Annotated in this window: 23 protein-coding genes and 1 pseudogene; 13 read left to right on the forward strand and 11 right to left on the reverse strand. The window is 60.0% G+C overall.

Features of this window, described 5'->3' with window-relative positions; genetic code table 11:
* Nucleotides 1–17: 17 nt before the first annotated feature.
* The 4 genes from HV796_RS20880 to HV796_RS20895 all read right to left on the reverse strand — a co-directional run bounded on the left by HV796_RS20880 (nt 18) and on the right by HV796_RS20895 (nt 3,302).
* Complete coding sequence (locus tag HV796_RS20880) at nt 18–413, reverse strand: ExbD/TolR family protein (RefSeq protein ID WP_246355957.1); 396 nt, start codon at nt 411–413, stop codon at nt 18–20.
* A complete protein-coding gene (locus HV796_RS20885; RefSeq protein ID WP_175228410.1) occupies nt 410–1,045 on the reverse strand; it encodes a MotA/TolQ/ExbB proton channel family protein in 636 nt (211 codons plus the stop codon). Before HV796_RS20885 ends, HV796_RS20880 begins: the two co-directional genes overlap by 4 nt.
* A 644-nt stretch (nt 1,046–1,689) precedes the next feature.
* Nucleotides 1,690–2,307, reverse strand: a complete 618-nt coding sequence (locus HV796_RS20890) for an RNase A-like domain-containing protein (protein WP_175228411.1) — start codon at nt 2,305–2,307, stop codon at nt 1,690–1,692.
* 155 nt (nt 2,308–2,462) lie between these two features.
* Complete coding sequence (locus tag HV796_RS20895; RefSeq protein WP_175228412.1) at nt 2,463–3,302, reverse strand: DMT family transporter; 840 nt, start codon at nt 3,300–3,302, stop codon at nt 2,463–2,465.
* 93 nt (nt 3,303–3,395) lie between these two features.
* On the opposite strand from HV796_RS20895, the gene gcvA reads away from it, so the two are divergent.
* Entirely contained in the window at nt 3,396–4,304 is a 909-nt protein-coding gene (gcvA, locus tag HV796_RS20900) for a transcriptional regulator GcvA (RefSeq protein ID WP_175228413.1), read from the forward strand.
* A 26-nt stretch (nt 4,305–4,330) separates the two neighbouring features.
* On the forward strand, nt 4,331–4,798 hold the full coding sequence (locus tag HV796_RS20905; protein ID WP_246355958.1) for a P-loop NTPase family protein: 468 nt from the start codon (nt 4,331–4,333) through the stop codon (nt 4,796–4,798).
* A gap of 72 nt (nt 4,799–4,870) precedes the next feature.
* Here the strand turns inward: HV796_RS20905 and HV796_RS20910 are convergent, their stop codons facing one another.
* Nucleotides 4,871–5,821, reverse strand: a complete 951-nt coding sequence (locus HV796_RS20910; RefSeq protein WP_175228414.1) for a LysR family transcriptional regulator — start codon at nt 5,819–5,821, stop codon at nt 4,871–4,873.
* Between the two features lie 107 nt (nt 5,822–5,928).
* On the opposite strand from HV796_RS20910, the gene HV796_RS20915 reads away from it, so the two are divergent.
* Together HV796_RS20915 and HV796_RS20920 are read left to right on the forward strand one after the other, a co-directional pair.
* Complete coding sequence (locus tag HV796_RS20915; protein ID WP_175228415.1) at nt 5,929–7,440, forward strand: CoA-acylating methylmalonate-semialdehyde dehydrogenase; 1,512 nt, start codon at nt 5,929–5,931, stop codon at nt 7,438–7,440.
* Between the two features lie 218 nt (nt 7,441–7,658).
* Nucleotides 7,659–8,759, forward strand: coding sequence for an NAD(P)H-dependent flavin oxidoreductase (locus tag HV796_RS20920; protein ID WP_175228416.1), 1,101 nt, complete (start codon nt 7,659–7,661; stop codon nt 8,757–8,759).
* 161 nt (nt 8,760–8,920) lie between these two features.
* Here the strand turns inward: HV796_RS20920 and HV796_RS20925 are convergent, their stop codons facing one another.
* Together HV796_RS20925 and HV796_RS20930 are read right to left on the reverse strand one after the other, a co-directional pair.
* Nucleotides 8,921–9,157 (reverse strand): tautomerase family protein, encoded by a 237-nt coding sequence (locus HV796_RS20925; protein WP_175228417.1) that lies wholly within the window; start codon nt 9,155–9,157, stop codon nt 8,921–8,923.
* A gap of 94 nt (nt 9,158–9,251) precedes the next feature.
* A complete protein-coding gene (locus HV796_RS20930; RefSeq protein WP_175228418.1) occupies nt 9,252–9,962 on the reverse strand; it encodes an SDR family NAD(P)-dependent oxidoreductase in 711 nt (236 codons plus the stop codon).
* Between the two features lie 472 nt (nt 9,963–10,434).
* On the opposite strand from HV796_RS20930, the gene HV796_RS20935 reads away from it, so the two are divergent.
* On the forward strand, nt 10,435–11,394 hold the full coding sequence (locus HV796_RS20935) for a LysR family transcriptional regulator (RefSeq protein ID WP_175228419.1): 960 nt from the start codon (nt 10,435–10,437) through the stop codon (nt 11,392–11,394).
* A gap of 129 nt (nt 11,395–11,523) precedes the next feature.
* Here the strand turns inward: HV796_RS20935 and HV796_RS20940 are convergent, their stop codons facing one another.
* Nucleotides 11,524–11,973: an LLM class oxidoreductase gene (locus HV796_RS20940; protein WP_175228420.1), complete on the reverse strand. Its 450-nt coding sequence runs from the start codon at nt 11,971–11,973 to the stop codon at nt 11,524–11,526.
* Nucleotides 11,974–12,201: 228 nt separating this feature from the next.
* Here HV796_RS20940 and HV796_RS20945 point away from each other — a divergent pair, with 228 nt between their 5' ends.
* The 6 genes from HV796_RS20945 (at nt 12,202) to HV796_RS20970 (ending at nt 18,943) form a co-directional block, all read left to right on the forward strand.
* Complete coding sequence (locus HV796_RS20945) at nt 12,202–12,483, forward strand: hypothetical protein (protein ID WP_175228421.1); 282 nt, start codon at nt 12,202–12,204, stop codon at nt 12,481–12,483.
* A gap of 326 nt (nt 12,484–12,809) precedes the next feature.
* Nucleotides 12,810–13,067 carry a nitronate monooxygenase gene (locus HV796_RS20950; protein WP_246355959.1) on the forward strand — a complete coding sequence of 86 codons (258 nt, stop codon included), beginning with the start codon at nt 12,810–12,812 and terminating at the stop codon, nt 13,065–13,067.
* A gap of 193 nt (nt 13,068–13,260) precedes the next feature.
* Entirely contained in the window at nt 13,261–15,213 is a 1,953-nt protein-coding gene (locus HV796_RS20955; RefSeq protein WP_175228422.1) for an acid phosphatase, read from the forward strand.
* A 106-nt stretch (nt 15,214–15,319) separates the two neighbouring features.
* Entirely contained in the window at nt 15,320–15,898 is a 579-nt protein-coding gene (locus HV796_RS20960; protein WP_175228423.1) for a flavin reductase family protein, read from the forward strand.
* Between the two features lie 183 nt (nt 15,899–16,081).
* Entirely contained in the window at nt 16,082–16,933 is an 852-nt protein-coding gene (locus tag HV796_RS20965) for an alpha/beta fold hydrolase (RefSeq protein ID WP_175228424.1), read from the forward strand.
* A gap of 282 nt (nt 16,934–17,215) precedes the next feature.
* A complete protein-coding gene (locus tag HV796_RS20970; RefSeq protein ID WP_175228425.1) occupies nt 17,216–18,943 on the forward strand; it encodes a tetratricopeptide repeat protein in 1,728 nt (575 codons plus the stop codon).
* Here HV796_RS20970 and HV796_RS20975 read toward each other — a convergent pair.
* Complete coding sequence (locus HV796_RS20975; RefSeq protein WP_175228426.1) at nt 18,940–19,797, reverse strand: GNAT family N-acetyltransferase; 858 nt, start codon at nt 19,795–19,797, stop codon at nt 18,940–18,942. The genes HV796_RS20970 and HV796_RS20975 overlap by 4 nt on opposite strands.
* A gap of 528 nt (nt 19,798–20,325) precedes the next feature.
* Nucleotides 20,326–20,697: pseudogene (locus tag HV796_RS20980) on the reverse strand (T6SS effector amidase Tae4 family protein); the annotation flags it as partial.
* A gap of 224 nt (nt 20,698–20,921) precedes the next feature.
* Between HV796_RS20980 and HV796_RS20985 the strand changes: the two are divergent.
* Complete coding sequence (locus HV796_RS20985; RefSeq protein ID WP_175228427.1) at nt 20,922–21,545, forward strand: glutathione S-transferase family protein; 624 nt, start codon at nt 20,922–20,924, stop codon at nt 21,543–21,545.
* Between the two features lie 106 nt (nt 21,546–21,651).
* Nucleotides 21,652–22,587: an L-threonate dehydrogenase gene (gene ltnD / locus HV796_RS20990; protein ID WP_175228428.1), complete on the forward strand. Its 936-nt coding sequence runs from the start codon at nt 21,652–21,654 to the stop codon at nt 22,585–22,587.
* A 66-nt stretch (nt 22,588–22,653) separates the two neighbouring features.
* Here the strand turns inward: ltnD and bamA are convergent, their stop codons facing one another.
* A complete protein-coding gene (gene bamA / locus HV796_RS20995; protein ID WP_175228429.1) occupies nt 22,654–24,972 on the reverse strand; it encodes an outer membrane protein assembly factor BamA in 2,319 nt (772 codons plus the stop codon).
* Between the last annotated feature and the right edge of the window lie 25 nt (nt 24,973–24,997).

Below are 24,997 nucleotides of genomic sequence, written 5' to 3' on the forward strand. Positions count from 1 at the left end.
TGCGGTCGGCCGCGTGTTTAACGCTGCACTTTGGCGGCCAGCGCGATCTGCGTGACACCGGCCGTCCGGCACGCGTCCATCACGGCCATCAGGCTTTGCACCGATGTGCCTTGATCGCTTGCGATCGTCACGGCCGTTTTGGCCGGGTCGTTGTGGGCGAGCCGGCGGGAAAGCTCGGGTAACGTAATCGGCTTGTCGTCAACCAGCGCGCTGCCGTTCTTCGTGAGTTCGACCAGCACTTTCGGATGCGGCACGTCCGTGGCGGTCGAGCTATGTGGCAACTGCGACGCGATGCCGCTGCTCGGGATCATTCGCAACATCGCGATCACGAAGAAAACCAGCAGGAAAAACATGATGTCGATCATCGGCACGATTTCGATGCGTGCCTTGCGGGGTTCGAGGTAGCGCATCATGCTTCGCCTCGCGCGCTCGATCCGTCGAGACGGTTGACCAGCATCGTCTTGAGCGTTTCCATGTCGTGTACCAGCAGGCGAACGCGCGTCTGCAATGCGTTGAGGAAAATCAGCCCGACGATCGCGACCAGCAGCCCCGATGCGGTCGCAACCAGCGCTTCAGCGATGCCGCCCGTGATCTGTGTGGGGGCCGTTCCTGGTTGGCCCAGCACCTGGAACGAGTTGAACATGCCGATGATCGTGCCCAGCAGTCCGAGCAGCGGCGCTAGCGTGACAGCGGTATCGAGCAGCCACAGCGAGCGGTCCATACGCGGCACTTCGAGCAGGATCGCTTCCTCGAGCCGGTCACCTAACCGCACGTGATCGCGCAATTCGGGAAAATTCAACGGGACGCGTAGCACGCTGGCAAGCGGCTGACGCTGCACATTGCGCAGCAGGTTATTGAGTTCCTGTAAATCGAGATGATTGAGCGATTCGACGCGTTTAATGACGAGACTGCCTTTTTCTCTAAGCCGCGCAAGAAACCATGCGCGTTCGAGGCTAATTGTGAGTGTCATCAGAAACAATACGGGCATGATGAACAATATACCGCCCGACGACATTGCGATGCCAACCAGATTACTGAAAGACAATTGACTGCTCCGGCTAAAGAAAATGAAATACAGAAAATCAGATTGATCTGAAGTTAAATGACAAAGTGATCGCTAACAATGGCAGGCAAATCTAGGCCGGGCGTGTTTCAACTATGTGTCTGCCGATTTCAGTAAAATTGAATTTCTCTATTTTTTAATTGCGGAGAACTGACTGACTGATTCTTTAAAAAGACGCTTTCTTTTATTGATTCATGCGCTGTGCGCTGGCGATCACAGACATCAGAACGTCCATTCTGCTTACATTGAAAGTGTGCGAAATGAAGTTCCGGCAATGCGTTTCGTAAAAGAGAAGCGAGCTTGAAGCGACGCAAGGCGGGCAAAATCTGATCGGGTTTGCGAACGCTGCTTCGCGAGGCCGTAGTAGCCGGTGGCGGGTGAAAAAACCAATGGGCGCCAAGCGGTGTGCTATTCAGGCATCTATGGAGGAATCGTGCCTTGCCCGAAACGGAATGGCATCTGGTCGGACTGTCGATCCGGCATCTTTGACGAAGTTGTGCGCGATCATCGACGCTTGTGTGTTGAGGTGACTTGCGTCATTGAGCCTGGTCGGGGTGCCCGTGTTCAGACCGCGGGGCGGCGGTCCGGGCAAGGCACCCCATTTCATGCGATACGGCTTTGGCCAGTTAGTCCGCGGGGTACGCGGTCACGAGAAAGCATCGGCCGTCTGCGGTCTTTCTAAGGATTGCCGTCCATTTTTTCGTGCTGGCGCACACGTATTTCCGGTTATCGCAGTGGTCGACGTTTTTGCCGAGGTCTCTGCCTTCAAAGCGGGTCACGACCGTTCCGATGGTTCGCTCGGCCGTGCCATGCAGTTCGAGCGTGCCCGCGGGACCAATCGCAAATCGCGGAGACTCGTCGATGATGCTTGGCTTGATCGATCGGATCAGTGCCTGCTTGTCCGACCATGAACTCGCCGCGCGGCCATTAGGCTGGCATTTCGTGTCTTCACTGCCTCCGCCGCGGTTCTCGAGTCGCCCAATGAGTCCCGATTCCGAGACATTGAGATGGCACGCCTGGGCGTGGCCGCCGGCCTCTTCCTGGTTGTCCAGCCACGCGACCCAATTGTCATGTGGCGGGGGAACGCACGTTTGAGCGGACGCGGCCATCGCCGCAAACAGCAAGATGAATATGGCAGCCGGCTTCAACGCATACCCGAAAAACGGGCGATGGGTCAGATTCACTTTTTTCATGGCAAGGTCCCTGAGGTTTGTACGGTACCGAGTGCTCGCGGTGCCGCGCAAACGCGTTCCATTCGCGTGCGTGCGAATCGATGAGGGGCTCGGTGAATCGACTATATGGGCGAGGAAAGCGTGGAATCTGATGGTTTCTGATGGGTTCGTCGAAGTGCCGACGGCATGCGTGAAATGGCAAAGCGATCGCTCTGGTCGATTGACAATCATGTCAATTTAAGCGTGACCACCCCGAGCAGAATGATGATCGCCGCGACAGGACGGCCGTAGCCTTGGCGTTCTTTCAGAACGAGGAGTGAAATCGCGGTGCCAAAGAGAATGGCCGATTCTCGCAGCGCGGCCACCATGGCGATCGGCGCCTGCGTCATCGCCCACAACACCAGCGTATAGGAAGCGAGCGTGCAAGCGCCGCCGCCTAGCATCAGATACCAGCGGTCGCGAAGGTAGCGAAGCGCGGCCGATCTCCAGCGCGTCATTGCCCAGATCAGAACAGGCGGTGCGGCGAGCGCGAACATCCACATGGTGTATGACGCGGCATGCCCGGATAGCCGCGCGCCGGTTCCGTCAACCAGCGTATACGTCGCGATGATGAGCGCGTTCAGCAAAGCGACGCGCGTCGTACGGCCCGTATTGTGACCGGCATGATTCACCAGCAGCAGGGCCAGAATGCCGCCGCAGATCAGCAGCACGCCGGCCCATTCGCCCGCGGTCAGCCGTTCGCCGATCAGCGGCCCGCTTACCAGCGCGATGAGCAACGGTGGCGTGCCTCGCATCAGCGGGTACGCGTGACTCATGTCGCCACTGCGATAAGCGGCGCCGATCAGCAGGAAGTAGACGACATGGATGGCCGCGGATGCCGCGATGTAAGGCCAGCTGTCCGAATTCGGCAGTGGCACGAAGGGAAGGACGGCCGCGCACAGGATAGCCGCGCTGCCTGTGACGAACACGATATCGAGGAAGGTGTCCGGGCTCGATTTCACTAACGCATTCCAGCTTGCGTGAAGGAATGCTGCGAACAGAACGATCAGCATCACGCTGGTAGACATAAACCGGCCCCCTGTATTTTCAACAGGATATCTATCTTGAACTCACGTGACAAACCAGATAAATTGGCAGTTCGGGTTAATTAAACTATCGCGATGAAACGGGCACTGCCTCCCCTCAATGCATTGCGAGCCTTTGAGGCCGCGGGTCGGCTCGGCAGCTTCAAGGACGCGGCCGCGGAATTGCACGTGACACATGGCGCGGTGAGCCAGCATGTGCGCGTGCTTGAAGAATGGCTTGCTGCCCCGCTGTTCGAGCGGCGAAACCGGCGCGTGGTGCTCACGCCGGCTGCGAAGGCCTATCTCGACGAGATCGGTCCGGTGTTCGAGCAACTGGTGCAGGCCACCTCGAGGTACGGTATTTCCGCAGCGATTTCCCGCACGCTGTCCGTCAATTCCATTGCGACTTTCACATTGCGCTGGCTGGTGCCGAGACTCGCGAAATTCCATCTCGAGCATCCGGGCGTGGACGTCAACGTGGAGACGTCGAATGAGCCGGTGGAGAGCTTGAAGGAGACCTACGACGTGATCATTCGCGGCGGCCCGGATACGTTCTATGGCTATTCGATGCGGCCGTTTCTGCCCGAGGAGCGGGTGCCGGTCTGCAGTCCCGCGCTGTTGAAGCGATTGCCGATCCGGATGCCTGAAGATTTGCGCGAACATACGTTGCTGCATACGTCGAGTCTGCCGAGGCTCTGGCCGGACTGGCTCGCGAAGGCTCACGTGCCTTCATTGAACCCGGCTGCGGCGCTGACCTTCGACCACTTCTATCTGACGTTACAGGCTGCGATCGACGGCATAGGCATCGCAATGGGACCGACCGCTCTCGTCACGGACGATCTCGCCGCGGGGCGGCTGGTGATGCCGTTCGACGGTCCTCGCCTGCCTTCGCGCAGCTATTGCACCTATGTTCCTCTGGAGAGGTCCACCGACGATCGGGTGAACCTGTTTTGCGCGTGGCTTGAACGGGAGGGAGCACGTTCCCGCACCGAAGGCACGTCATAGCGTGTTACTGACCGGACATCCGCACGATGAAGGCAGACAGAACACTGGTGATCGGAAATTCCGGTTCGGGAAAAAGCTGGCTCGCACAGCGCATCGCCGATCATTTCGGCATGCGATGCATCGACCTCGATCTGATTCACTGGCTACCGGGCGGGTACAACGTTGCGCGGGAACCTGAGGAGGCGCTGCGACGGGTCCGACATGCCGCACAGGCGCAGCGCTGGGTCATCGAAGGCATTTACGGGGGGCTGGTCAACGAGGTTCAGACGAGCGCAACGGCACTCGTCTGGTTATGTCTTGATGAAGCGGTATGCGTTGCCAATATCCGTGAACGGGGGATTCGTCGAAACGGCAGTGTCGAATCGTTCGCTGCATTGCTGCAGTGGCGCAGAGCTATCGGACCCGAAGCGGGTCGAGTTCGTACGCTGCGCACGAAGCCATTTTCAATCGTTTCGCCGGTGAAAAAGAAGTCCTCCACAGCCGCGCTGAGATAACGGATTTCATCAACTTGCTGCTGCTTTCGCCGCCGGCGAACAACGATTGAGTGAAAACGGAACGACCGGTCCTCAAGGCCGCTGCAATGGGAACCCGCCCGCAAACGTCTGCCGGAGATAAGCAATAAACGCCGCAATTGCGCGCGGCACATGAGGCGCATACGGACGCACGACATACAACTGTTCGGCAAATGCGCCGAGCGGGCGCCAGTCCGGCAGCACGATTTCGAGCTTGCCCGCCTGCACCGCGCTTTGCGCGGTGAAATCAGGCACGAGCGCGATGCCGAGATCGTCGAGCGCCGCATCGCGCAGCGCCTCGCTGTTATTGGCCGAAAACGCGCCGTTGACCGGTACGCTGACAGGCGCCATGTGAGCTTTTCGCGCGGCTTTGTGCTCGAACGTCCAGACGCCCGAGCCGCTCGCGCGCGGGTAGGACAGACAGTCGTGCGCCGCGAGGTCCGCGGGCTGCGCGGGCCGGCCACGGCGTTTCAGATAGGCGCGCGTCGCCACCGCAACCGAATGGGTTTCGCAAAGCTTCCACGCGACGTGCGTCTCCGGCGCTTGCGCGCTGTGCCGTATCGCCATATCGAAGCCTTCGGTCGCAATCGAGCTGAGCCGGTCCGACACTTCCAGTTGCACCTTCACTTCCGGATTGGCGCGCAGGAATTCCGACATGCGCGGCACCAGCTGCTGACGCACGAACGCCACCGGCGCGGTCACGCGAACCAGTCCGCGCGCGACGCCGGCCAATTCCCGAACTGTCGAAAAGACCGACGCGATCTCGTCGTAGCGCGGCCGGGTGCTTTCCACGAGACGTTGACCGGCCTCGGTGAAGCGCACACTGCGTGTGGTGCGCTGCACGAGCGGCACGCCGGCCGCGCGTTCCAGTTCGGCAATACGCTGGCTCATCGCCGCCTTGCTGACCCCGAGGCGCGCGGCCGCGGCCGTGTACGAACCCTGTTCAGCCAGTACCGTCAGCCAGTGCAGGTGCACCCAGAGCCCTTCGATCTTTTGCGTGTCCATCGGCGGATTGTTCACCATAGAAAACAATAATTTCAATGTTACCGCCTTTGCATGCCCGCCGATGATTCATACACTGCAGTCACAGCACTTACCGTAAAGGAACGGATATGCAAGCCTATACAGACACTGCGGACGTCACGCATTTCATCCACGGCGAACCGGTGCGTAGCACGGGCCAGCGCACGCAGCCGATTTTCAATCCGGCGACGGGCGAACGGCCGCGCAAGCTGCTGCTTGGCGAGGCGGCGGATGTCGATGCGGCCGTGGCGAGTGCGAAGGCCGCGTTCCCGAAATGGGGCAATACGCCGCCGATTCGCCGTGCGCGCGTGATGCTGCGCTTTCTCGAACTGATGAACAAACATCGCGACGAACTGGCCGCGATCATTACCGCGGAACACGGCAAGGTGTTCTCGGATGCGCAAGGCGAAGTGGCGCGCGGTATCGATGTGGTCGAATTCGCGTGCGGCATTCCGCAGCTGCTGAAGGGCGATTACACGGAACAGGTGTCGACGGATATCGATAACTGGACCGTGCGGCAGCCGCTCGGTGTGGTCGCCGGCATTACGCCGTTCAATTTCCCGTGCATGGTGCCGTGCTGGATGTTCCCGGTCGCGATTGCGACGGGCAATACGTTTATCCTCAAGCCGAGCGAGCGCGATCCGTCGGCCTCGCTGTTCATGGCGAAGCTGCTGAAAGAAGCGGGTCTGCCCGATGGTGTCTTTAACGTCGTGCAAGGCGACAAGGTCGTCGTCGACGCGTTGCTGGTTCACCCGGATGTGAAGGCAGTCAGCTTTGTCGGTTCGACGCCGATTGCGAACTATATCTACGAAACCGGTGCGAAACACGGCAAGCGCGTGCAGGCGCTCGGCGGCGCGAAGAACCATCTGGTCGTGATGCCTGACGCGGATCTCGAGAAGACGGTCGACGCGTTGATCGGTGCGGGTTACGGCTCGGCTGGCGAACGTTGCATGGCGGTCTCCGTTGCGGTGCTGGTCGGCGATGTGGCTGACAAAATCATTCCGCGTCTTGCGCAGCGTGCGCGCGATCTCATCATCAAGAACGGCATGGAGCCCGATGCGGAAATGGGCCCGATCGTTACGCGCCAGGCGCTGGAGCGCATCGAAGGCTATATCGAACTGGGTGTGCAGGAGGGCGCGAAGCTGGTGGTCGACGGCCGCGGCCTGAAAGTGAAGGGTCATGAAGACGGCTTCTTTACGGGCGGTACGCTGTTCGATCACGTGACGCCTGAGATGCGCATCTACAAGGAAGAAATCTTTGGGCCGGTGCTGTCATGCGTGCGCGTCAACGATTTCACCGAGGCGGTTGATCTGATCAATGCGCACGAATTCGGTAATGGCGTCGCATGCTTTACGCGTGACGGACATGTCGCGCGCGAATTCGCGCGTCGCATCGAAGTGGGTATGGTCGGCATCAACGTACCGATTCCGGTGCCGATGGCGTGGCATGGCTTCGGCGGCTGGAAGCGCAGCCTGTTCGGCGATATGCACGCGTATGGCGAAGAAGGTGTGCGCTTCTATACGAAACAGAAGTCGATCATGCAGCGCTGGCCCGAAAGCATCGAAAAGGGCGCTGAGTTTGCGATGCCGACTGCGAAGTAACACCGGGTTGTCGATCAGGTGACGAACGCCGCGTGCGCATGCACGCGGCGTTTTCTATTGGCGCGCACGATGGGAGACGCACGTGAGGTCAACCTGTACGCGTGATCGCTCGGTTGCTTTGTTCCGGTTGCTTAAGAGACTTTTTACCGGCGAGCGGTTGACCGCTTGCATATGGAAAGAGATGATCGTCCGTAGGACTGTTTCGACAAGGACATGACATGAACACTCGTGCCAAAGATCAATCTCTTCTGCAGATGCTAAGCATCTCGAAACCGATCATTCAGGCGCCGATGGCTGGTGTCAGTACGCCGGCATTGGCTGCTGCGGTATCGAATGCGGGCGGCCTCGGCTCGCTAGGTGTGGGCGCGATGAAAGCAGAGGCGGCGCGCAAGACGATTAGAGACACGCGCGCACTGACCGACAAGCCTTTCAACATCAACGTGTTTACGCACGCGCCGGCGGTAGCCGATGCAGCCGTCGAGAAAGCGTGGCTGAACTGGCTTGCACCGCTTTTCGCCAGCTATGGTGCGAGCGCACCTGAGAAGCTGAGCGAAATCTATACGAGCTTTGTTGAAGATCAGGCGATGCTCGACGTCTTTCTCGAAGAAAAACCGGCGGTGGTGAGCTTCCACTTCGGACTGCCGTCGCAGAAGATCATCGATGCGCTGCAGAACGCGGGAATTACGCTATTCGCATCGGCAACCAACCTGAACGAAGCCGCGGCGGCGGTCGATGCGGGTGTCGACGCGCTGGTTGCGCAAGGCATCGAAGCGGGCGGCCACCGAGGCATGTTCGATCCCGACGTGTTCGACGAAGGAATCGGCACGTTTGCACTGACGCGTCTTCTGGTCGAGAAATTCGAGCTTCCGGTGATTGCGGCCGGGGGGATCATGGATGGCGCGGGCATTGCGGCGGCACTCGCGCTTGGCGCACAGGCGGCGCAGCTCGGCACCGCATTCGTTGCATGTCCCGAGACGTCGATCGATGAAGGCTATCGAGCGGCGCTACTCAGTGATGGGGCGCAGCATACGATTCTGACGTCGGCCATCTCGGGCAGACCGGCACGCGCGATGATGAACCGGTTCGCCGAACTGGGCCGCGAAGCCAATCTGCCGCCAACCCCTCAGTATCCGATCGCCTACGACGCCGGCAAGGCCTTGCATGCGGCGGCGAAAGCAAAGGGCGAATTCGGCTACGGCGCGCAATGGGCTGGCCAGGCCGCTGCGCTGGCGCGCTCGTTACCGGCCGCGGAGCTGGTCGCGGCGCTCGATGCGGAGCTCCGGGAAGCCGTCCGGCGCTTACAGCAGTACGGCGGCTAATACACCGACACCGCTCTGTCCAACGGCGACATGCCCGATTGTGCGCGACGTGCGTCGCGTCATCGGGCATGTCGCCGTTGCCGCTATGCTGATGTGAAGAAGATCTGAAAAGGTCGGTTCCGATCAGCCGATAATCACGGAGCCGCAACATCGCCTGATCGTCACGCAGGCTTCGATTTTCTCAGTCGCCGGAATTCGTCGACTGGCAAACCACCCCAGCCCCAGTTTTCCTTCTCGACTTCCTGAATCACCACAAACGTGGCCTCCAACGGCTTGTTGAGTACGTTCAGCAGAACTTCGCTCACGCCCTTGATCAGCTGCGCCTTTTCATCCGGCGTGACTGCGTCCCTGCCGGGCGCCGATCCTTCGCGGGTTACCTGAATGGTCACGATTGGCATGGAAATCTCCGTCATGTGAGACGTTAAATGAACACATACACAGAAAAAAGGCGCCGTCGCCGGCGCCTTGTCGGATTGCACGGCGAGCCGTGACTTAATGGCCTGCGCTTTGGCCGCCGTCCACGTGCAGGATTTCGCCGGTGACGAACGGCGCGTCATCGAGGTACAACACCGCGTTGACGATATCACTCATTTCGCCCATATGGCCGACCGGGTGGAGCGCGCCGAGCGCGTCATGCGTTTCCGGTGCATGCATCGGCGACTTGATGATGCCGGGCGACACCGCATTGGCGCGGATGCCGGTCTTCGCGTATTCAATGGCGAGTGATTTGGTCGCCGCGTTCAGGCCGCCCTTCGTCAGCGACGCGAGTACCGACGGCACACCGGAGACCGCATGGTCCGCGAGCGTGGTCGTGATCTGAACCAGGTGACCGCTGCGGTTTTTTTCCATCTGCTCGATCGCGAGCTGCGTGATATGGAAGAAGCCGCTTACGTTCACGTTCAGGACAGCCGCATAATCTTCCGCCGTATATTGCGTGAACGGCTTCGCAATGAAGATGCCCGCGTTGTTGACCAGCGTGTCGACGCGGCCGAAGTGGCTGACGGCGGCGTCGATTGCGCGTTTCGCGACGCCGCGGTCACCGACGTCGCCAGCGATCGCGACGATGCCCGGGTCGTCCGACTGCTTGATCGAACGGGCGACTGCGACGACGCCGTAGCCTTTTTCACGGAACGCTTTAACCAGTTCTGCGCCAATACCTTGCGATGCACCGGTGACGACGACGACTTTCTTCGGGTTGCTCATGATGGACCTCAGTTCAGTGGTTGGTTGGTGGATCGAGCCAGCGGCATCGACTGATCGTCAATTTAGGCAACCTGAGGACGTTTGCGTAGACCCGCCGTGGACAAAGAGACTTAACTGCGAGGAACAAATCCGCGTTGGGTCACGCGCACCAACGGCATCTGAACGTTGCGAGGTCCGGAAACAGGCGTGGGAGCGAGTGACGGGGATCGGAATCGAGGGGCTACGGCACATTGTTGACCCGGTGTAACAACCGTTGTTACATGCGGGTATGCATGCGCGCGATGTCCGTTATGCGGTGCGTCAGACGGGAACGTACCGCACGAAGCGTGCCGCATGCGGTGCGCATCGCTGCAGGTCAGACGAAACTGAGGCAACATTCGACCGCGCCGGTGCAGGGCGGCCGCGTGTGGATGCGCGCCACGGACGCATCGGGAAACGATCGATCGGTAGGGAAAACGGAGGGCGTCGCTAGATGGATACGTTCCGCAACATGAAGATCTTCGTCGAAGTCGCCGAAGCAGGGAGCTTTACGGGTGCTGCGCAGCAACTCGACACGACCACGGGCTATGTGTCGCGCTCGGTGTCCGAACTCGAAGCGCATTTGCGCACGCGGCTGCTCAATCGGACCACGCGCAGAATCGCGCTGACCGAAGCGGGCGAGCGCTATCTGCAACGGTGTCTGGCGATTCTCGATTCCGTCAGCGACGCGGAGCTCGAAGCATCCGAAGCGCATGCAAGACCCGCTGGCACGCTCAGGGTGCATTCGATGTCGAGCATTGGTCAGAACTACGTGGTGCCGGCGGTGGCCGCCTTTCAGGAGCGCTACCCGGCGGTGACGGTCGATCTGACCTTGTCACAGAACGTGCCCGATCTGCTGGAGGATGGCTATGACGTCGCGCTGCGTTCAACCCCTCGGCCGTTGCCGGATTCGAATTACATTTCGCACCAGCTCGGCACCATACATGGCGTGCTGTGCGCGTCGCCGGCTTACCTCGAGTTGCACGGCCGCCCGGAATCGGTGGAGGACCTCGCGAATCACACCTGTCTGCAGGTGGCCATTCCGATTTTCCCGTCGGATCGCTGGACATTGATCGGCCCGAACGGAGAGCGCGAGTTTCTTCTGCCGCAGGCGCGCTTTCGCGTGAACTTGCCGGATGCGATGGCGACGGCGCTGCACGAAGGGATGGGAGTCGGGGCATTGCCCATGCTGACGGTACGCGCGGCGTTTCGTAACGGCACGTTGGTGCGCGTGTTGCCCGAATATCATTTGCAGGATCTGAACATCTACCTGGTCTATGCGTCGCGCCAGTATCTGGATGCGAAGATCAGAGCGTGGGTCGAGTTCCTGAAGGAATGGGTTGCCGACGCGTTACGTGAGGACGCGATAGTCCTGGCCGGCACAGCGGGCGCGGACGAACCGGACGCGGCATAAGCGCAGCGACGAGAAAGGACGCTAAAGGACGTGTGAGGGAAAATTATTCGTGTGGCTCAAAGTACGGCAACACGTCGCGCTGGAGGCTGTCGAGTATTTCCAGGTAGCTGCGTGGCGTGACCTTCGGATTTAAAGCGACGTGCACGATACCCGCATCGCGCGCCTGCTCGAGGAACCCGCGTAGCGCACCACTGCCGATCGCGAAACCGCCCCTGATACGCTGGAAGGCAAAGTCCGGTTGCGGGTGAAGATAGAGAAACCCCCCAATGCGAGCGGCTTCACGCAATTGTCTTTTCCATCAGCGTCAACAGGGTTCACCTGATCGACGGCCTTGTTCAATTCGACCGCGTCGTTCCATTCGCGGACAAACGGCTTCAGGCGCGCGGGCTCCGGTACGAAGCCCATGTACCCGTCCATATGCGTTGCGATCCAGTCGAGCGTCTGCTGCGAGCGGCCGACCGCGAGCGTCGGTACCTTGCCGTGCATCGGCTTCGGCAACAGGTTCAGCGAGCCGTCCGAATGGCCGAAACGGGACGACGCGAAATGCGGGAAGGTCTGTTCGCTTGCGCTGCGAAACACCCTGCCGCTAGTAACTGTCGATACACCGTGTCAAGAACGGCGGGCATCCGGGTCGGCCGTTGGTAATGGGACCGGCCAATGTCGAAATGGAATGGCTTCCATTCACGAGGATTCAGTAAACAATGCTGTGAAAGCGGTGACCTTAATCTTGAGCGACCTCCTGCCTAGAATGGTCTTCATGAGTTGCGGACACGGGTTCGCAACACCATGCAATCAACGGAGGTCATCATGAAATCGCTTCTTCGTTCACTGGTTGTGGTTGGCGCGTTGACGGTTCCCGTTTTCGCGTTCGCACAGGCTAACGGTGCAACGGCTTCGCAAGCTGACGCGGTGAGTGCGACACAAATGAGTCATAGCGGCTATGGCGGTGTCGCTGACGGATCGACTGCTGCTGGGAACAGTGCCCCGCGGCATCATTGGCTTGGCTTCCTGCGTCACGGCAACGGCGGTAACCAGCCGGGCGATTGTGTCGGCCCGGTCAGCTTTTGCCAGATCTATTTCGGTAGTTGATTGAGATTGTGACGTGCCCCGCCCGGGCGATGCATGCGCACGCATGATCGCTCGGGCGTTCTACGTACCGCCTGCCTTTGCCAATCTCCGTTGAACGCATTCCGCGTGATGACGCACCATCCCAACTCATGCACACAACGTGCGACAGTTCGCTCTGCAATGGAACCGGCCATGCGTTGCATATCGCTTCACTCATTATGATGAGATGCATCCATGCGGCAATGGATCAGGCAGACCCGCGAACTGACGGATAAGCCATTTGACATCAGCCTCGTTCCGTCATCGCACTCGCCCGCAACGCGATCGAGCAAGGCATCGATATTTTGGTGGCGCAAGGCAGTGAAAGCGGTGGTCATTTGAACCGCGGGACGATCGGACTTCTGTCGCTGCTGCCGGCTATTCTCGGGATTGCAGAAGGACGTCCGGTGCTCGCTGCAGGAGGCATCACCGATCGATATGACGTGCGCACCGTGTCGGCACCGCGTTTGTCGCGTGCGAAGAGTCCAATGCGCATCCGCTCTACAAGCAGAGGATCATCGACGCGACAGTCGACGATACCGACTATCGAACAGGCTACTCGTTGAGGCGTTGATAAATCGGGTTGCTGTTTCAATCCATAAATATTGAAAAGAAATAATAAAATAATTCAGATTGTGCAATAACGACGTGTCATTAATATGATTAGCCCATTACCACTCAATTGGTAATGTGCACGTCATGCTGCATGCATAGACTCCGGATTCTTTCAGCCGTCCAACACCCCGGAGTCTCTCGCGAATGCGTTCAAACAACATACGTCTGGCACTGCATGCAACGGTTTTATCCAGCGCTGTATTGCTCGCTGCGTGCGGCGGTAGCGATGTCGATGGCAGCCCTGATGCGTCGACGCCGCCCGCAGCGCCGCCCGATCAGAAATTCGTCGACAGCGCGCCCGTTCCCGATGTTCCCGCGTTCGTCGATAACATCGCGACCAATCAGCGCGGCGACGCGCGCTTCGCAACACTGGACACCAATGCCGGTGCGCGTCTCGTGTCGCGTTTTCTCGACCTCTGGCATCCGCTCACTGAGATAGTCGACGCAGGCGTGACCGCACCCGCGGTGGGTTCGTTTCCGGCTATCGTTCCATCGACATGGACGGGCTTGCCGAACGACGGCACGTCCGGCGGCACGATCCTGAACGCGTCGGTGCTCACCCGGAATATCCAGTTCGTGATCGACGAGACCACGAATCGTACGCAGGCCCAGGCGGATGCCGCCTATTTCGATGACCGGCGCGGCAAAGGTTATAGCGTGACCGATGGGATGGGGCCACTCAGCGACGCATGGCGTAGCGCGTCCCAACAGACGACCACGATCACGAGCATTCCTGCGAATGCGACGACGGTGCTATTTAACGATACCGGGAACAATATCGGCGTGGGCAGCGCATCGAACCCGACCTTCGGGAAGATGGTGGACCTGCTATCGACGATGGGCAATAACGCATCGACCGAGCCAGCCAAACGCTTCTACAAGTATGCGCGGCCCTATCGCTGGAGCAATAGCGTGATCGTCGATCCGACGCTGGTGCCGGCGGAAGCCACCGATCCGACTACGGACGGCGGCTATATCAGCGGCCACGAAGCCGAAGCGATGCGGGACGCGGTCACCATGGCTTACTGTGTGCCGGAGCGGGGGCCGGAAATGATCAGCCGCGGTCTCGAACTGGGCGAGAACCGCATTCTCGCGGGGATGCATTCGCCGCTCGATGTGATCGCCGGTCGGATGTTCGCCTATGCGGCCGCTGTCGCCAACCTGAGCGATCCCGCGAATGCGACGCTGAAAAGCGATGCATGTCAGCAAGCGCGGGCTGCGCTGATGGCGGCGACCCACACCACGCCCACGACGTTCTTTGCGTTCGCGCATTCTCTGCCGGTGAGCGTCGATCGGTTTGCCGACTTTGCAACCAACAAGGCGGCGTCGAACAGCCGGATGACGTTCGGGTTTTCGCAGATCGAATCGACCGATGTGCCTCCGGTCGTCCCGAAGGGCGCGGAGGTGTTGCTCGAGACACGCTACCCGTATTTGAGCGCGGATCAACGTCGTGTGGTGATCAAGACAACTGAGTTTCCTTCCGGATTCCCGGTGATGGATGATGCCGAGGGTTACGGGCGCATGGACATGTTTGCCGCGTACAACGGCTATGGCGCGTTCAACGGAAATGTGACGATCTCGATGGATGCGACGCAAGGCGGTTTCAGTGCGAACGATACCTGGCAAAATGACATCTCGGGTAGCGGCAAGTTGACGCTCGACGGAACCGGCACGTTGCAACTTGCCGGCAACAACACCTATTCGGGTGGCACCCAGGTATCAGGCGGCACACTGGCAGCGGGTTCGGCGACCGCCTTCGGCACGGGCGACGTGTACGTCGGCGCGGGTTCGGCGATGATCGGGGCGAGCGCGCCGGTCAAGGTCAGCGGCAAGTTCACGCTGTTGCCGGGCACCACGCTGCAGATGGAGGTCGATGGCGCCGGAGGCGGACAACTGAACGTCGGTGGTCAGCTGACGTTCGTGAACAGTACGCTGCACGTGACGTTCGCCAACGGTTTCACACCGAAGGTGGGCGACACGATTCAGCTGATCAACGGCGGTGTTGGCACGCAACGGTTCTCGACTATCACGGTCGACGGGTTCAAAGCGTCGGCAGTGTATTCAGGCGGCACGGTGTCGATTCACCTCGATTCATAGGTTCGCGACCCCATGCGCAAGCGGTCGTCGGGCGCGGGGAGCAACGAGCGTATGCATTGCAACCGCTTTACAATGCAGACGTTCCTTTGTTTCCCGTGATTGTCCGATGACCCCATTCAAAACTGTTGCCCTCGAACATGCCAGCCGTCTGATCAACCATGGGCCGACGGTGCTCGTCACGAGCATCGACGGCGCGCGGCGCAATATCATGGCGGCGGCGTGGTCGATGCCCGTCGAGTTCACGCCGCCGCGTATCGCGGTGGTTATCGATAAGCATACCTTTACGCGCGAACTGGTCATGGCGAGCGGAACCTTCGGTATTTGCGTGCCGGGCGCGAGTGCGGTCGATGTGACCTATGCGGTGGGCTCATCGAGTGGGCGCGATACGGACAAGTTCGCCGAGTACGGCATCGTGCCGATTATCGGCCCTGTTCTGGGGCTGCCGCTTGTCGAGACAAACTGCGCGGCATGGCTCGAATGCAAACTGATTCGCGAGCGCCACACCGAAGACGCTTACGACACCTGCTTCGGTGAAGTCGTGTCCGCGGCGGCCGATCCGCGTGTATTCAACAATGGCCACTGGCTCTTCGACGCATCGAACGAGTCGCTGCATACCCTGCATCATCTTGGCGCCGGGAATTTCGCGCGCGCGTCGGACATGCTGCGCGCAAAGCCGCTGCCGTAAGCTACTTTTCTTCTGGCAATACGCGGAGTCGACACGCATTTTCGCGGGCCATCGCGCGCCGGTACGTTTGGCTCTACGTCATTCCGTACGTCAGTGCGCGCCTCGCGATAAATAATACGGAAGCCCGTGAAAGAATGGCCGGGTCACGCAACCGACAACGGGAACTGACCTATGGCTGTCGCAATGTCCTACCATCGTCGCGCCGTCAATGGCATCAAGCTGCACTACGCGATTGCAGGCGAGGGGCCTCCAGTCGTGCTGTTGCACGGGTTTCCTGAAACATCGCACACCTGGCGGCGCCAGATACCCGTGCTGTGCCGTCAATACCAGCTGATCGTGCCGGACCTCAGAGGCTACGGCGCTTCGGACAAGCCGGTGAGCGGCTACGACAAGCGCTCGATGGCAAACGACATCAAGGAATTGCTGGCCACACTCGGCATTTCGTGCGCCGCAGTGATCGGACATGACCGCGGCGCGCGCGTCGGTACTCGGCTCGTGAAAGATCATCCATCCTGTGTTGCGCGTTTTGCGGCACTCGATAACATTCCGACGCGCTTTATCTTTGAGCGGATGAATGCCGATTTTGCGCAGGCCGGCTGGTTCTTTTTCTTCAATGGTGTGCGCGACCTGCCGGAAGCGTTGGTGCAGGGGCGCGAGGAATTGTGGCTGCGCCATATCTTTACGTCATGGCTCTATGACATCAGCGCGATTAGCGACACGGACATTGAAGTTTATCGCCGTGCGTATGCGGCACCGGGCGGATTGCGCGGCGCGTTCGAGGACTACCGCGCATGGAAGCAGGACGTCGAACAGGACAAGCAGGATGCGGACGTGAAGATCGCGTGTCCGACACTCGCGCTATGGGGCGCCGAATTCGAAGCGGCGAAGATCCTCGATATGCGCGAGGTGTGGCGCGAGATGGCCACGGACCTGACGTGCGCGCCGATCGCCTATGCCGGGCATTTCCCGCACGAAGAGCGGCCGCTCGAAACAAACGAGGCGTTGCTGGCTTTTCTGCGTGACTGGAAAGGTTGAGCGCCTGCGGTCCACCGGAATAAAGGTTACAGCCGTCCGGCCTGGACGCACCGGCGCTTTCGGAATACGAAATGCACATGAAAGTATTTCGTTGCTCATTCGTTAGTTAGTTCTCTCGTCGATATTGAATGAATGCTTTCAACGCTCGAATAGCGCGGAGCAATGCGGTTTTTTCGCGCGAATGGGGCGACGCCTGCCGGCTTAACCTTAAAGCATCGGGCCACGTCCGGTACCCGGGTGGCCGGCTTGCGTGGCGTCCACGGCGTATTCAAATCGACAACCATGGCCACACTTCATGCAGAAGAGCTTTCGCGCCCAGAGCAACGGCATCCCGCATCGTCCAATTCCGTTCAGCGCGACGCCAAGTTCGCTGACGCGCTGGCGAAGGTAAAGCCGCTGCTCGATTCGGATGCGGTCATGAGCGAGAGCGACCTCGTGCAAGCGCTCAATATCGCCGCGGTGTGTTCGCTAGGGCTCAGGAAGGCGGAAGAGGCGGAAGTGTATTGGCGTCGTCTTATCGACGTACAGCCCGATTTTGTCGACGCGTATAACAGTCTCGGCATCCTGCTCAAAGGGCTGAACCGTCTGCAGGACGCGGAAGCGATCTATCGGCAGATGCTGTCGGTGTACCCCGATCACGCCGAAGGGCTCAATAACCTCGGTGCGGTGCTGTTCGATCTGAATCGCTTGCCCGAAGCCGAAGCGGCCTATCGCGCGGCATTGGCGAAGCGCCCGGATTTTGCGGAGGCGAGCCACAACCTCGGTAAAGCGCTGCATGCAGCCAACCGGTTTGCCGAAGCGGAAGAGGCGTATAGACAGGCCTTGCAGATTGAACCGAGCAAGGTCGAGATTCATATTCATCTGGGCAATACGCTGGAACAACTGGACCGCCTTACCGAAGCGGACGAGGCATTCCAGGCTGCGTTGGCGATTCGTTTCGATGTTCCGGAGGTGCATCACAATCGCGCGATCGTATTGAAGACGCTTGGGCGGTTGTCCGAGTCGGAGGCGTCTTATCGGCGCGCGCTGGCTTTTCGTCCCGATTTCCATCTTGCGCGGTTCTCGCTCGGCTCACTGTTGCTGAGTCTCGGTCGGTATGAAGAAGGCTGGCCGCTTTACGAAGCCCGTTACGATCAGGAAGGGCGCATCCATCACCACAGTGCGGCGGTGTTGCAGTGCCCGCGCTGGCGGGGCGAGACGCTTGCGGGTAAGACGCTGCTTGTGTGGCAGGAGGACGGTCTCGGCGACATGATCCAGTTCGGCCGGTACTTGCCTGTGCTCAAGGCGCAAGGCGTCGCACGCATTACGTTTGCCTGTGCCGCGCCGTTGCGGCGCATGTTTGCCGGCGTCGACTGTGTCGACGAAGTGATGAGCCACGGTGAAGCGTTATTGCGTTCGAGCACGTACGACTCCTGGACGAGCCTGATCAGCGTTCCGGCGTATTTGCGCACGACGCTGAGTACGATTCCGCCCAAGCTTCGCTTGACGCCTGATCCGGCGCTCGTGCAGCAGTGGGCCGAGCGGCTTGCCGGGTTGCCTCGCGGTCGCAGAATCGGCGTGGTGTGGAAAGGCAATCCGAAACATCACAACGACGCGAAACGCTCAGTGCGGTCGCTTGCGACGCTGGCGCCGCTTTGGAGTGTGCCGGGTCTGACCTTCTTGAGCTTGCAGAAGGGGCAGGGCGAAGACGAAGCGAATGCAGCGCCGGCTAATCAGCCGCTGCTGCATCTCGGTTCGGACCTGAAAGACTTCGCCGATACTGCGGCCATCGTCGCGCAACTCGATCTGCTGATCTGCGTCGACACATCGAGCGCGCACCTTGCGGCGTCGCTCGGCAAGCGCTGCTGGATGATGCTGCCCGCGCACGATGTCGACTGGCGCTGGATGCGTGACCGGACCGATTCGCCGTGGTATCCGGAAACGCTGCGTTTGTTCCGGCAAGCGAGAGGCGAGAGCTGGGACGCGGCCATCGAGCGCGTGCGCGATGCGTTGCGCACAGTTGCGTTCTAGCCAAGCTCGAACGTAGTCACGCCGAACAGGCGTGCAAGCGGAATCGCCGGTTGCGCCCGGGTGTACATCCGCGCGGTTTCGAACACGCTGTTCATTCCGTATCGCTGCGCTAGCGCGACGGCTGTCACGTTCGGCTCCGGCACGTCGAGCGCGACCGTCTCGCCCGCACATTGCGCGAACAACGCGTTGAGCAGTGCTTCGGCGGTGCTTACGTCGTTGGCGAACAGCGGGCCTATCTTGTGGCCGGTGCGGCATTTACGCAGTACACCATAGCCTTCGAGACGGCCGTTGTGCCACGCAGCCCGCGCAATGGAATCCGGCTGCGCAATCCACGCGGCGAGGAAACGATCGCGCGACGCAGGGAAACATTGCCGATCGTATGAGGCCAACTGATCGAACGGCACTTCCGCAAGCGGGGTCATCGGTGCGCTCTGCATGCACTGCGCGACGCCTTGAAAGCGGATATTCCGGTGTGCGAGCTGAAACCCGGATTGGCGATAGTTGTCTTGCTGCGCCACGACTCCATCGAGGCCGATATTGCGGTTTGAGAGGTACTTGATCGCGTGTTGCCAGATTCGATAACCGAAGCCACGACCGCGATATTCCGGCTTCACGATGTATAAGCCGATGAAACCGAAGTGCTGACCGTACCGGACTGCTGAAATCGACCCGATCGGCTCGTCGCGCAACGTGCCGACGAAAAATCCGTTGGGGTCCGCGATGCGGAAGCACGCTGCATCGTGCAGGCCGGGGTTCCAGCCTTCCTGTTCCGCCCATTGAATCGCGAGTCCGATTTCGTCGGGCTTCATCGGGCGAACGACAAAATCGTGCGCGGGATCGATCACGTCGCTCATGGGTCCTCCGTGGCCGGCTTTCATGCCGGGCAGTTTAGCGTACGCGAAACTGGAAGGGTCCTGAGGATTCGAACTGTACCGTGAGGCGGCCGTGCGCCACTTCCCGCATCAAAAGCAAAAATGCCGTTCAGTGCTTAACTGAACGGCATGACCGCCGAAGCGGAGGTTTCCCTTGACTATGTATGGCTATGGACAGAGTTGCTGGTACGGTTGGTCACATCCGGGCATAACCAGGCAGATAGAAGAGGAATACAAGCAAACTCGCGGCAAAAAAGAACGCCGCCCATCGATGTACCGACCAACGCCCGTACGCGATTGCATTCAGGCTCGCAAAAGCAGATGCAGGTACCAGGAATAGCGCTGCCATGGACAAGAGCGTTATGAGGTGTGAACTGCAATGCTCCATGTCGGCGCAACCCGAAGCAGACCGATTCCCGTGCGTCCAGTTGACACGAGTTAAGACATAGAGTGCCAGCCACGTCCAAAATAGTCCCCATCCGAAGCCCAACATCGCGACTGCAATCCGTTTCACTTGATCTCCCAGAGCAGGATTTGCTTCGACTTTCCAAGATCGGAGTACATATTATTGTCCGTTCGAGCTTTGAGCCATGATAGCGGGTTGGGCAGCGCAGGAACACCCAGACGGAAGCGCAAGAACGATTCTGTCGACGGAGTAAGCGTGTCCTTGTTCCAAAGGTCAATATGCCCGCCGCTGGCATTACCCGAATCTTAGCCTTCTCGCGTCCAGTACCTTGAGAATTGAATGATCCCGGTGCGTGCTTTCACTTTGCTTTGCCAGTCCGCGCCGGTAACATTCTCCGGCTTTGGTAGCCCGGCAAATGGTTGCAATTTCAACCATTGTGCCATTTCGTCGGCACGCGTCGCCGTTGGCTTTCCGTCCGGCGTTTCGATAAGATACGGATAGCCCTGCATCGAAACATCGCGAACGCTCGCCGTGACCGTTCAAATGGCGTAGCGTGTCTGATCTCGATCTGAGCGTCATGACGCGCGACGTCACGGCAAGCGCGCTTATAAATCCGAGGGACGAAATACGCGGCGACAAGTACCCCGCGAACCTCGCGCATGAACTAGAATGACCTGGCCTCCACTTAAAAAAACAACCTATGGTGAAAATTCTCGGCAAGGCCACGTCGATCAACGTCCGCAAGGTGCTCTGGGCTTGTGCCGAACTCCAGATTCCGTTCGAGCAGGAAGACTGGGGAGACGGGTTCAGATCGACGCAAGCACCGGAATTTCTCGCGCTGAATCCGAATGGCCTTGTGCCGGTCGTCCGCGACGGGGATTTCGTTCTGTGGGAGTCCAACTCGATCATCCGCTACCTTGCGTCGCGCTATCACGGAGGCTGGCTTTATCCGGCCGAGCCGCTCGCGCGCGCGAGGGTCGATCAGTGGATGGACTGGCAGGCCACCGACCTGAATCGCTCATGGGGCTATGCATTTCTCGGCCTGGTCAGACGGTCGCCGGCTCACCAGGATGCGGCCGGGATTGCCGATTCGCTGGAGCGCTGGGCGAAGCATATGCGCGTACTGAACGGGCAACTGGAAGGAACCGGCGCATTTATCGCGGGCAGTCAGTTCTCGTTGGCCGACATTCCCATCGCGCTGTCGGTCAATCGCTGGTTTGGCACGCCGTTCGAACACCCGCATTTTCCAGCGATAGCGGAATACTTCGAACGTCTCAATGAACGTTCCGCATTCTCGCGTTATTGCCGCAACGGACAACCGTAGTGGGTTGACTCGCTACGGCTAGAGCCGATCACCGGAGATTCGCAGACGACGCCTGCGTATCGCGGCCGAGGCGATGCGTTTTTCCGAACAGGTCTACAGTACCGGTATGCATCGATTTTGGTCGTCGAAGATTGACCCAGGAGACAGTCGAATGAAACGACAGGTGGGAGTGATTGGCTTGGGAGCCATGGGGCTCGGCGTTGCACGTTCGTTGCTTAGGGCGGGATTCACCGTGCATGCGTACGATCTGCGCAGCGATGTGCTGCAGCGTTTCGCGAACGAGGGCGGTGTTGCAGCTGCGAACCCAGCGGCGCTCGGCGCGCAATGCGACATCGTGATTACGCTGGTCGTGAATGCGCAGCAGACCGACGCGGTGCTGTTCGGCGCCGATGGCGCCGCGCCTGCGATGAAGCCGGGCAGTGTGGTGCTATCGAGCGCGACGGTTCCGCCTGCTTTTGCGGCCGAGCTTGGGCGCCGGCTCGAAGCCGGCGGGCTGCTGATGCTCGATGCGCCGGTATCGGGCGGCGCCGCGCGCGCAGCGACCGGCGAGATGACGCTCATGACGTCGGGCCCCGCCGCTGCGTACGATGTTTGCGAGGACGTGCTGGATGCGATTGCCGCCAAGGTGTATCGCTTGGGCACCGAACACGGTATTGGCTCGAAGGTCAAGATCATCAACCAGTTGCTCGCGGGAGTGCATATCGCCGCCGCAGCGGAGGCCATGGCACTCGGCCTGCGTGAAGGCGTCGATCCGGAGATGCTGTATGAGGTCATCACGCACAGCGCGGGCAATTCGTGGATGTTTGAGAACCGCGTGCCGCATATTCTGCATGGCAACTATGCGCCACTGTCGGCTGTCGACATCTTCGTCAAAGATCTAGGCCTCGTGCTCGACACCGCGCGGACGACGAAGTTTCCGCTGCCACTGTCGGCGGCTGCGCATCAGATGTTCATGATGGCGTCGACGGCCGGCCACGGCGGTGAAGACGATTCGGCGGTGATCAAGGTGTTCCCGGGCATCGAACTGCCTAAGTCGGCTTGACGTTTGCGCCGCGGCAACGCGGCACGCACGCCGGGAAAACGCTCCCGCAGCTTGAGCCGGCGTGCGTCAGAAGGCCGTGCCGATCTGAAACTGGAATTTCTGGTACTGATCGCCCGCATGCTTGACCACCGGGAAGCCAAGGCTTAGCTTGAGCGGTCCGATCGGCGAGATCCACGCGAGGCCGAAACCGTAGCCGTAACGCAGGCCGTTCGCGCCCGTCGACGTGCCGCCCTGAGCCGGGTCGCCCCACACGTTGCCGCCGTCGAAGAACGTGAACACACGCAGCGTGCGGTCGTACCCGGTGCCGGGCAGCGGGAACGTCAGTTCGATATTGCCGACCGCCATCCGCGAGCCGCCGATCGGATCGCCGGTGGTCGCATCGCGCGGGCCGAGCGAGCTCGGCTCGTAGCCGCGCACCGAACCAATACCGCCCGCGAAGTAGTTCTTGAAGATCGGGAAGGTCTGGCCCGCGAGTCCTTTGCCGTAGCCACCCTGAAGATTGAGGCCCAGCACGAAACCGCGCGCGAACGAATAGTAGTACTGCGCCTGCGCGTCGAATTTCACGTAGGTGGTGTTGCCCGCAGGTGTGCCGTATTCGGCGTTCGCTTGCGAAAAATAGCCGCGGCTCGGCACGAGCGCACTATCGCGGTTGTCGCGCGACCAGCCGACGGTGACCGGCACGTTGTTCACGACGCGGCCAAATTCCTTCACGTAATCGAGGTAAGCCTGCGGCGTTTGTCCGTCGACGTCGAGCCGGTTCTGTTCCGCGCCGATGCCGAAGTACACGGTGTCCGCTTCCGAAAACGGAATGCCGAATTTCGTGTCCGCGCCGACCGTGATGATCCGGAAGCTCGAATCGGTCGAGAAAATCAGCGGCTGCACGGTGCGGTAATACGCATCGGTAATGCGTCTGATGCCGTCGACCGTGAAGTACGGGTCGACCTGCGTGACGGTTAGCGTGCGGAACGTCTTCGCCGTGTTCACGTTGACCGACAGACTCGTGCCCGAGCCGAATACGTTATCCTGGGAGACACCAGCGGACAACACCACCTTATCGGTCGACGAGAAGCCTGCGCCCAGCGTAATCGCGCCTGTCGGCTTTTCCGTTACGTCGACGTTGACATCGACCTGGTCATCGGTGCCTTCGACCGGCACGGTGGTGACGTCGACGTTCGTAAAGTAGCCGAGCCGGTTGACGCGGTCCTTCGATAGCGCAAGCTTGCTGGAATCGAACCACGAGCTTTCGAGCTGGCGCATTTCGCGGCGCACGACTTCATCGCGCGTGCGCGTGTTGCCTGTCACGTTGATGCGGCGCACGTACACACGCTTGCCAGGATCGACCTGTAGCGTGAGATCGACCTTGTGATGCTCCTGATCGATCTGCGGCACCGCATTGACCGACGCGAACGCATAGCCATAGTCGCCCAGTTTGTCGACGATCGCCTTGGTGGTGGCCTGCAGCTTCTCCGCGGAGAAGCGCTCACCCGGCTTGACCGTGATCACTTTCTGCAGTTCCGCCTCGCGATCGAGCAGGTTGCCCGCGAGCTTGATACTCGAGATTGTGTACGGTTCGCCCTCGTGCAGCGTGATCGTCAGGTACATGTCCTGCTTGTCGGGCGTAATCGACACCTGGGTCGACTCGATATTGAACTCGAGGTAGCCACGATTGAGGTAGTACGATCGAACATGTTCGAGGTCGCCGGTGAGCTTTTCCTTCGAGTACAGGTCGTTCTTCGTGTACCAGGAAAACCAGTTCGGCGTCGACAACTGCATTTCATCGAGCAGCGTGCCGCTGCTGAACACCTTGTTGCCGATGAAGTTGATCTGGCGGATTTTTGCGTTCGGTCCTTCGATAACCGAGAACAACAGGCCGACGCGATTGCGATCGATCGGCGAGATGGTGGTCGTCACTTCGGCCGCGTAATAGCCGCGCGTCAGGTACTGGCGCTTCAACTCCTGCTCGGCTTTATCGACGAGCGCCTTGTCGTAATAGCGGCCCAGCGACAGCCCGACCGAATTCAGCGCCTTGGTCAGGTTGTCTTTCTCGAACTCGTGAATGCCGGCGAAGTCGATCGTGCCGATCGCCGGACGCTCGACCACCGTGACGATCACGACGTCGCCTTCGGTGGAAATCTTCACGTCGTTGAAGAAGCCGGTCGCGTACAGCGCGCGGATGGCCGCCGAGGCTTTATCGTCGGTGAAGGTATCGCCCTGCTTGATCGGCAGATACGAGAATACCGTGCCGGGTTCGACCCGTTGCAGTCCGTCGATGCGAATGTCGCGAACCACGAATGAATCGGCAGCGTGCGCCGACACCGCCGCGATGCTCAAGCCAATACAGGTGAATGACTTCGCGCAGCGGGATAATAATATTCGTGATTTCATGCAGGCTAAACGAAAAGAAATCCGA

The organism is Paraburkholderia humisilvae, assembly GCF_902859855.1.
GTDB lineage: Bacteria > Pseudomonadota > Gammaproteobacteria > Burkholderiales > Burkholderiaceae > Paraburkholderia > Paraburkholderia humisilvae.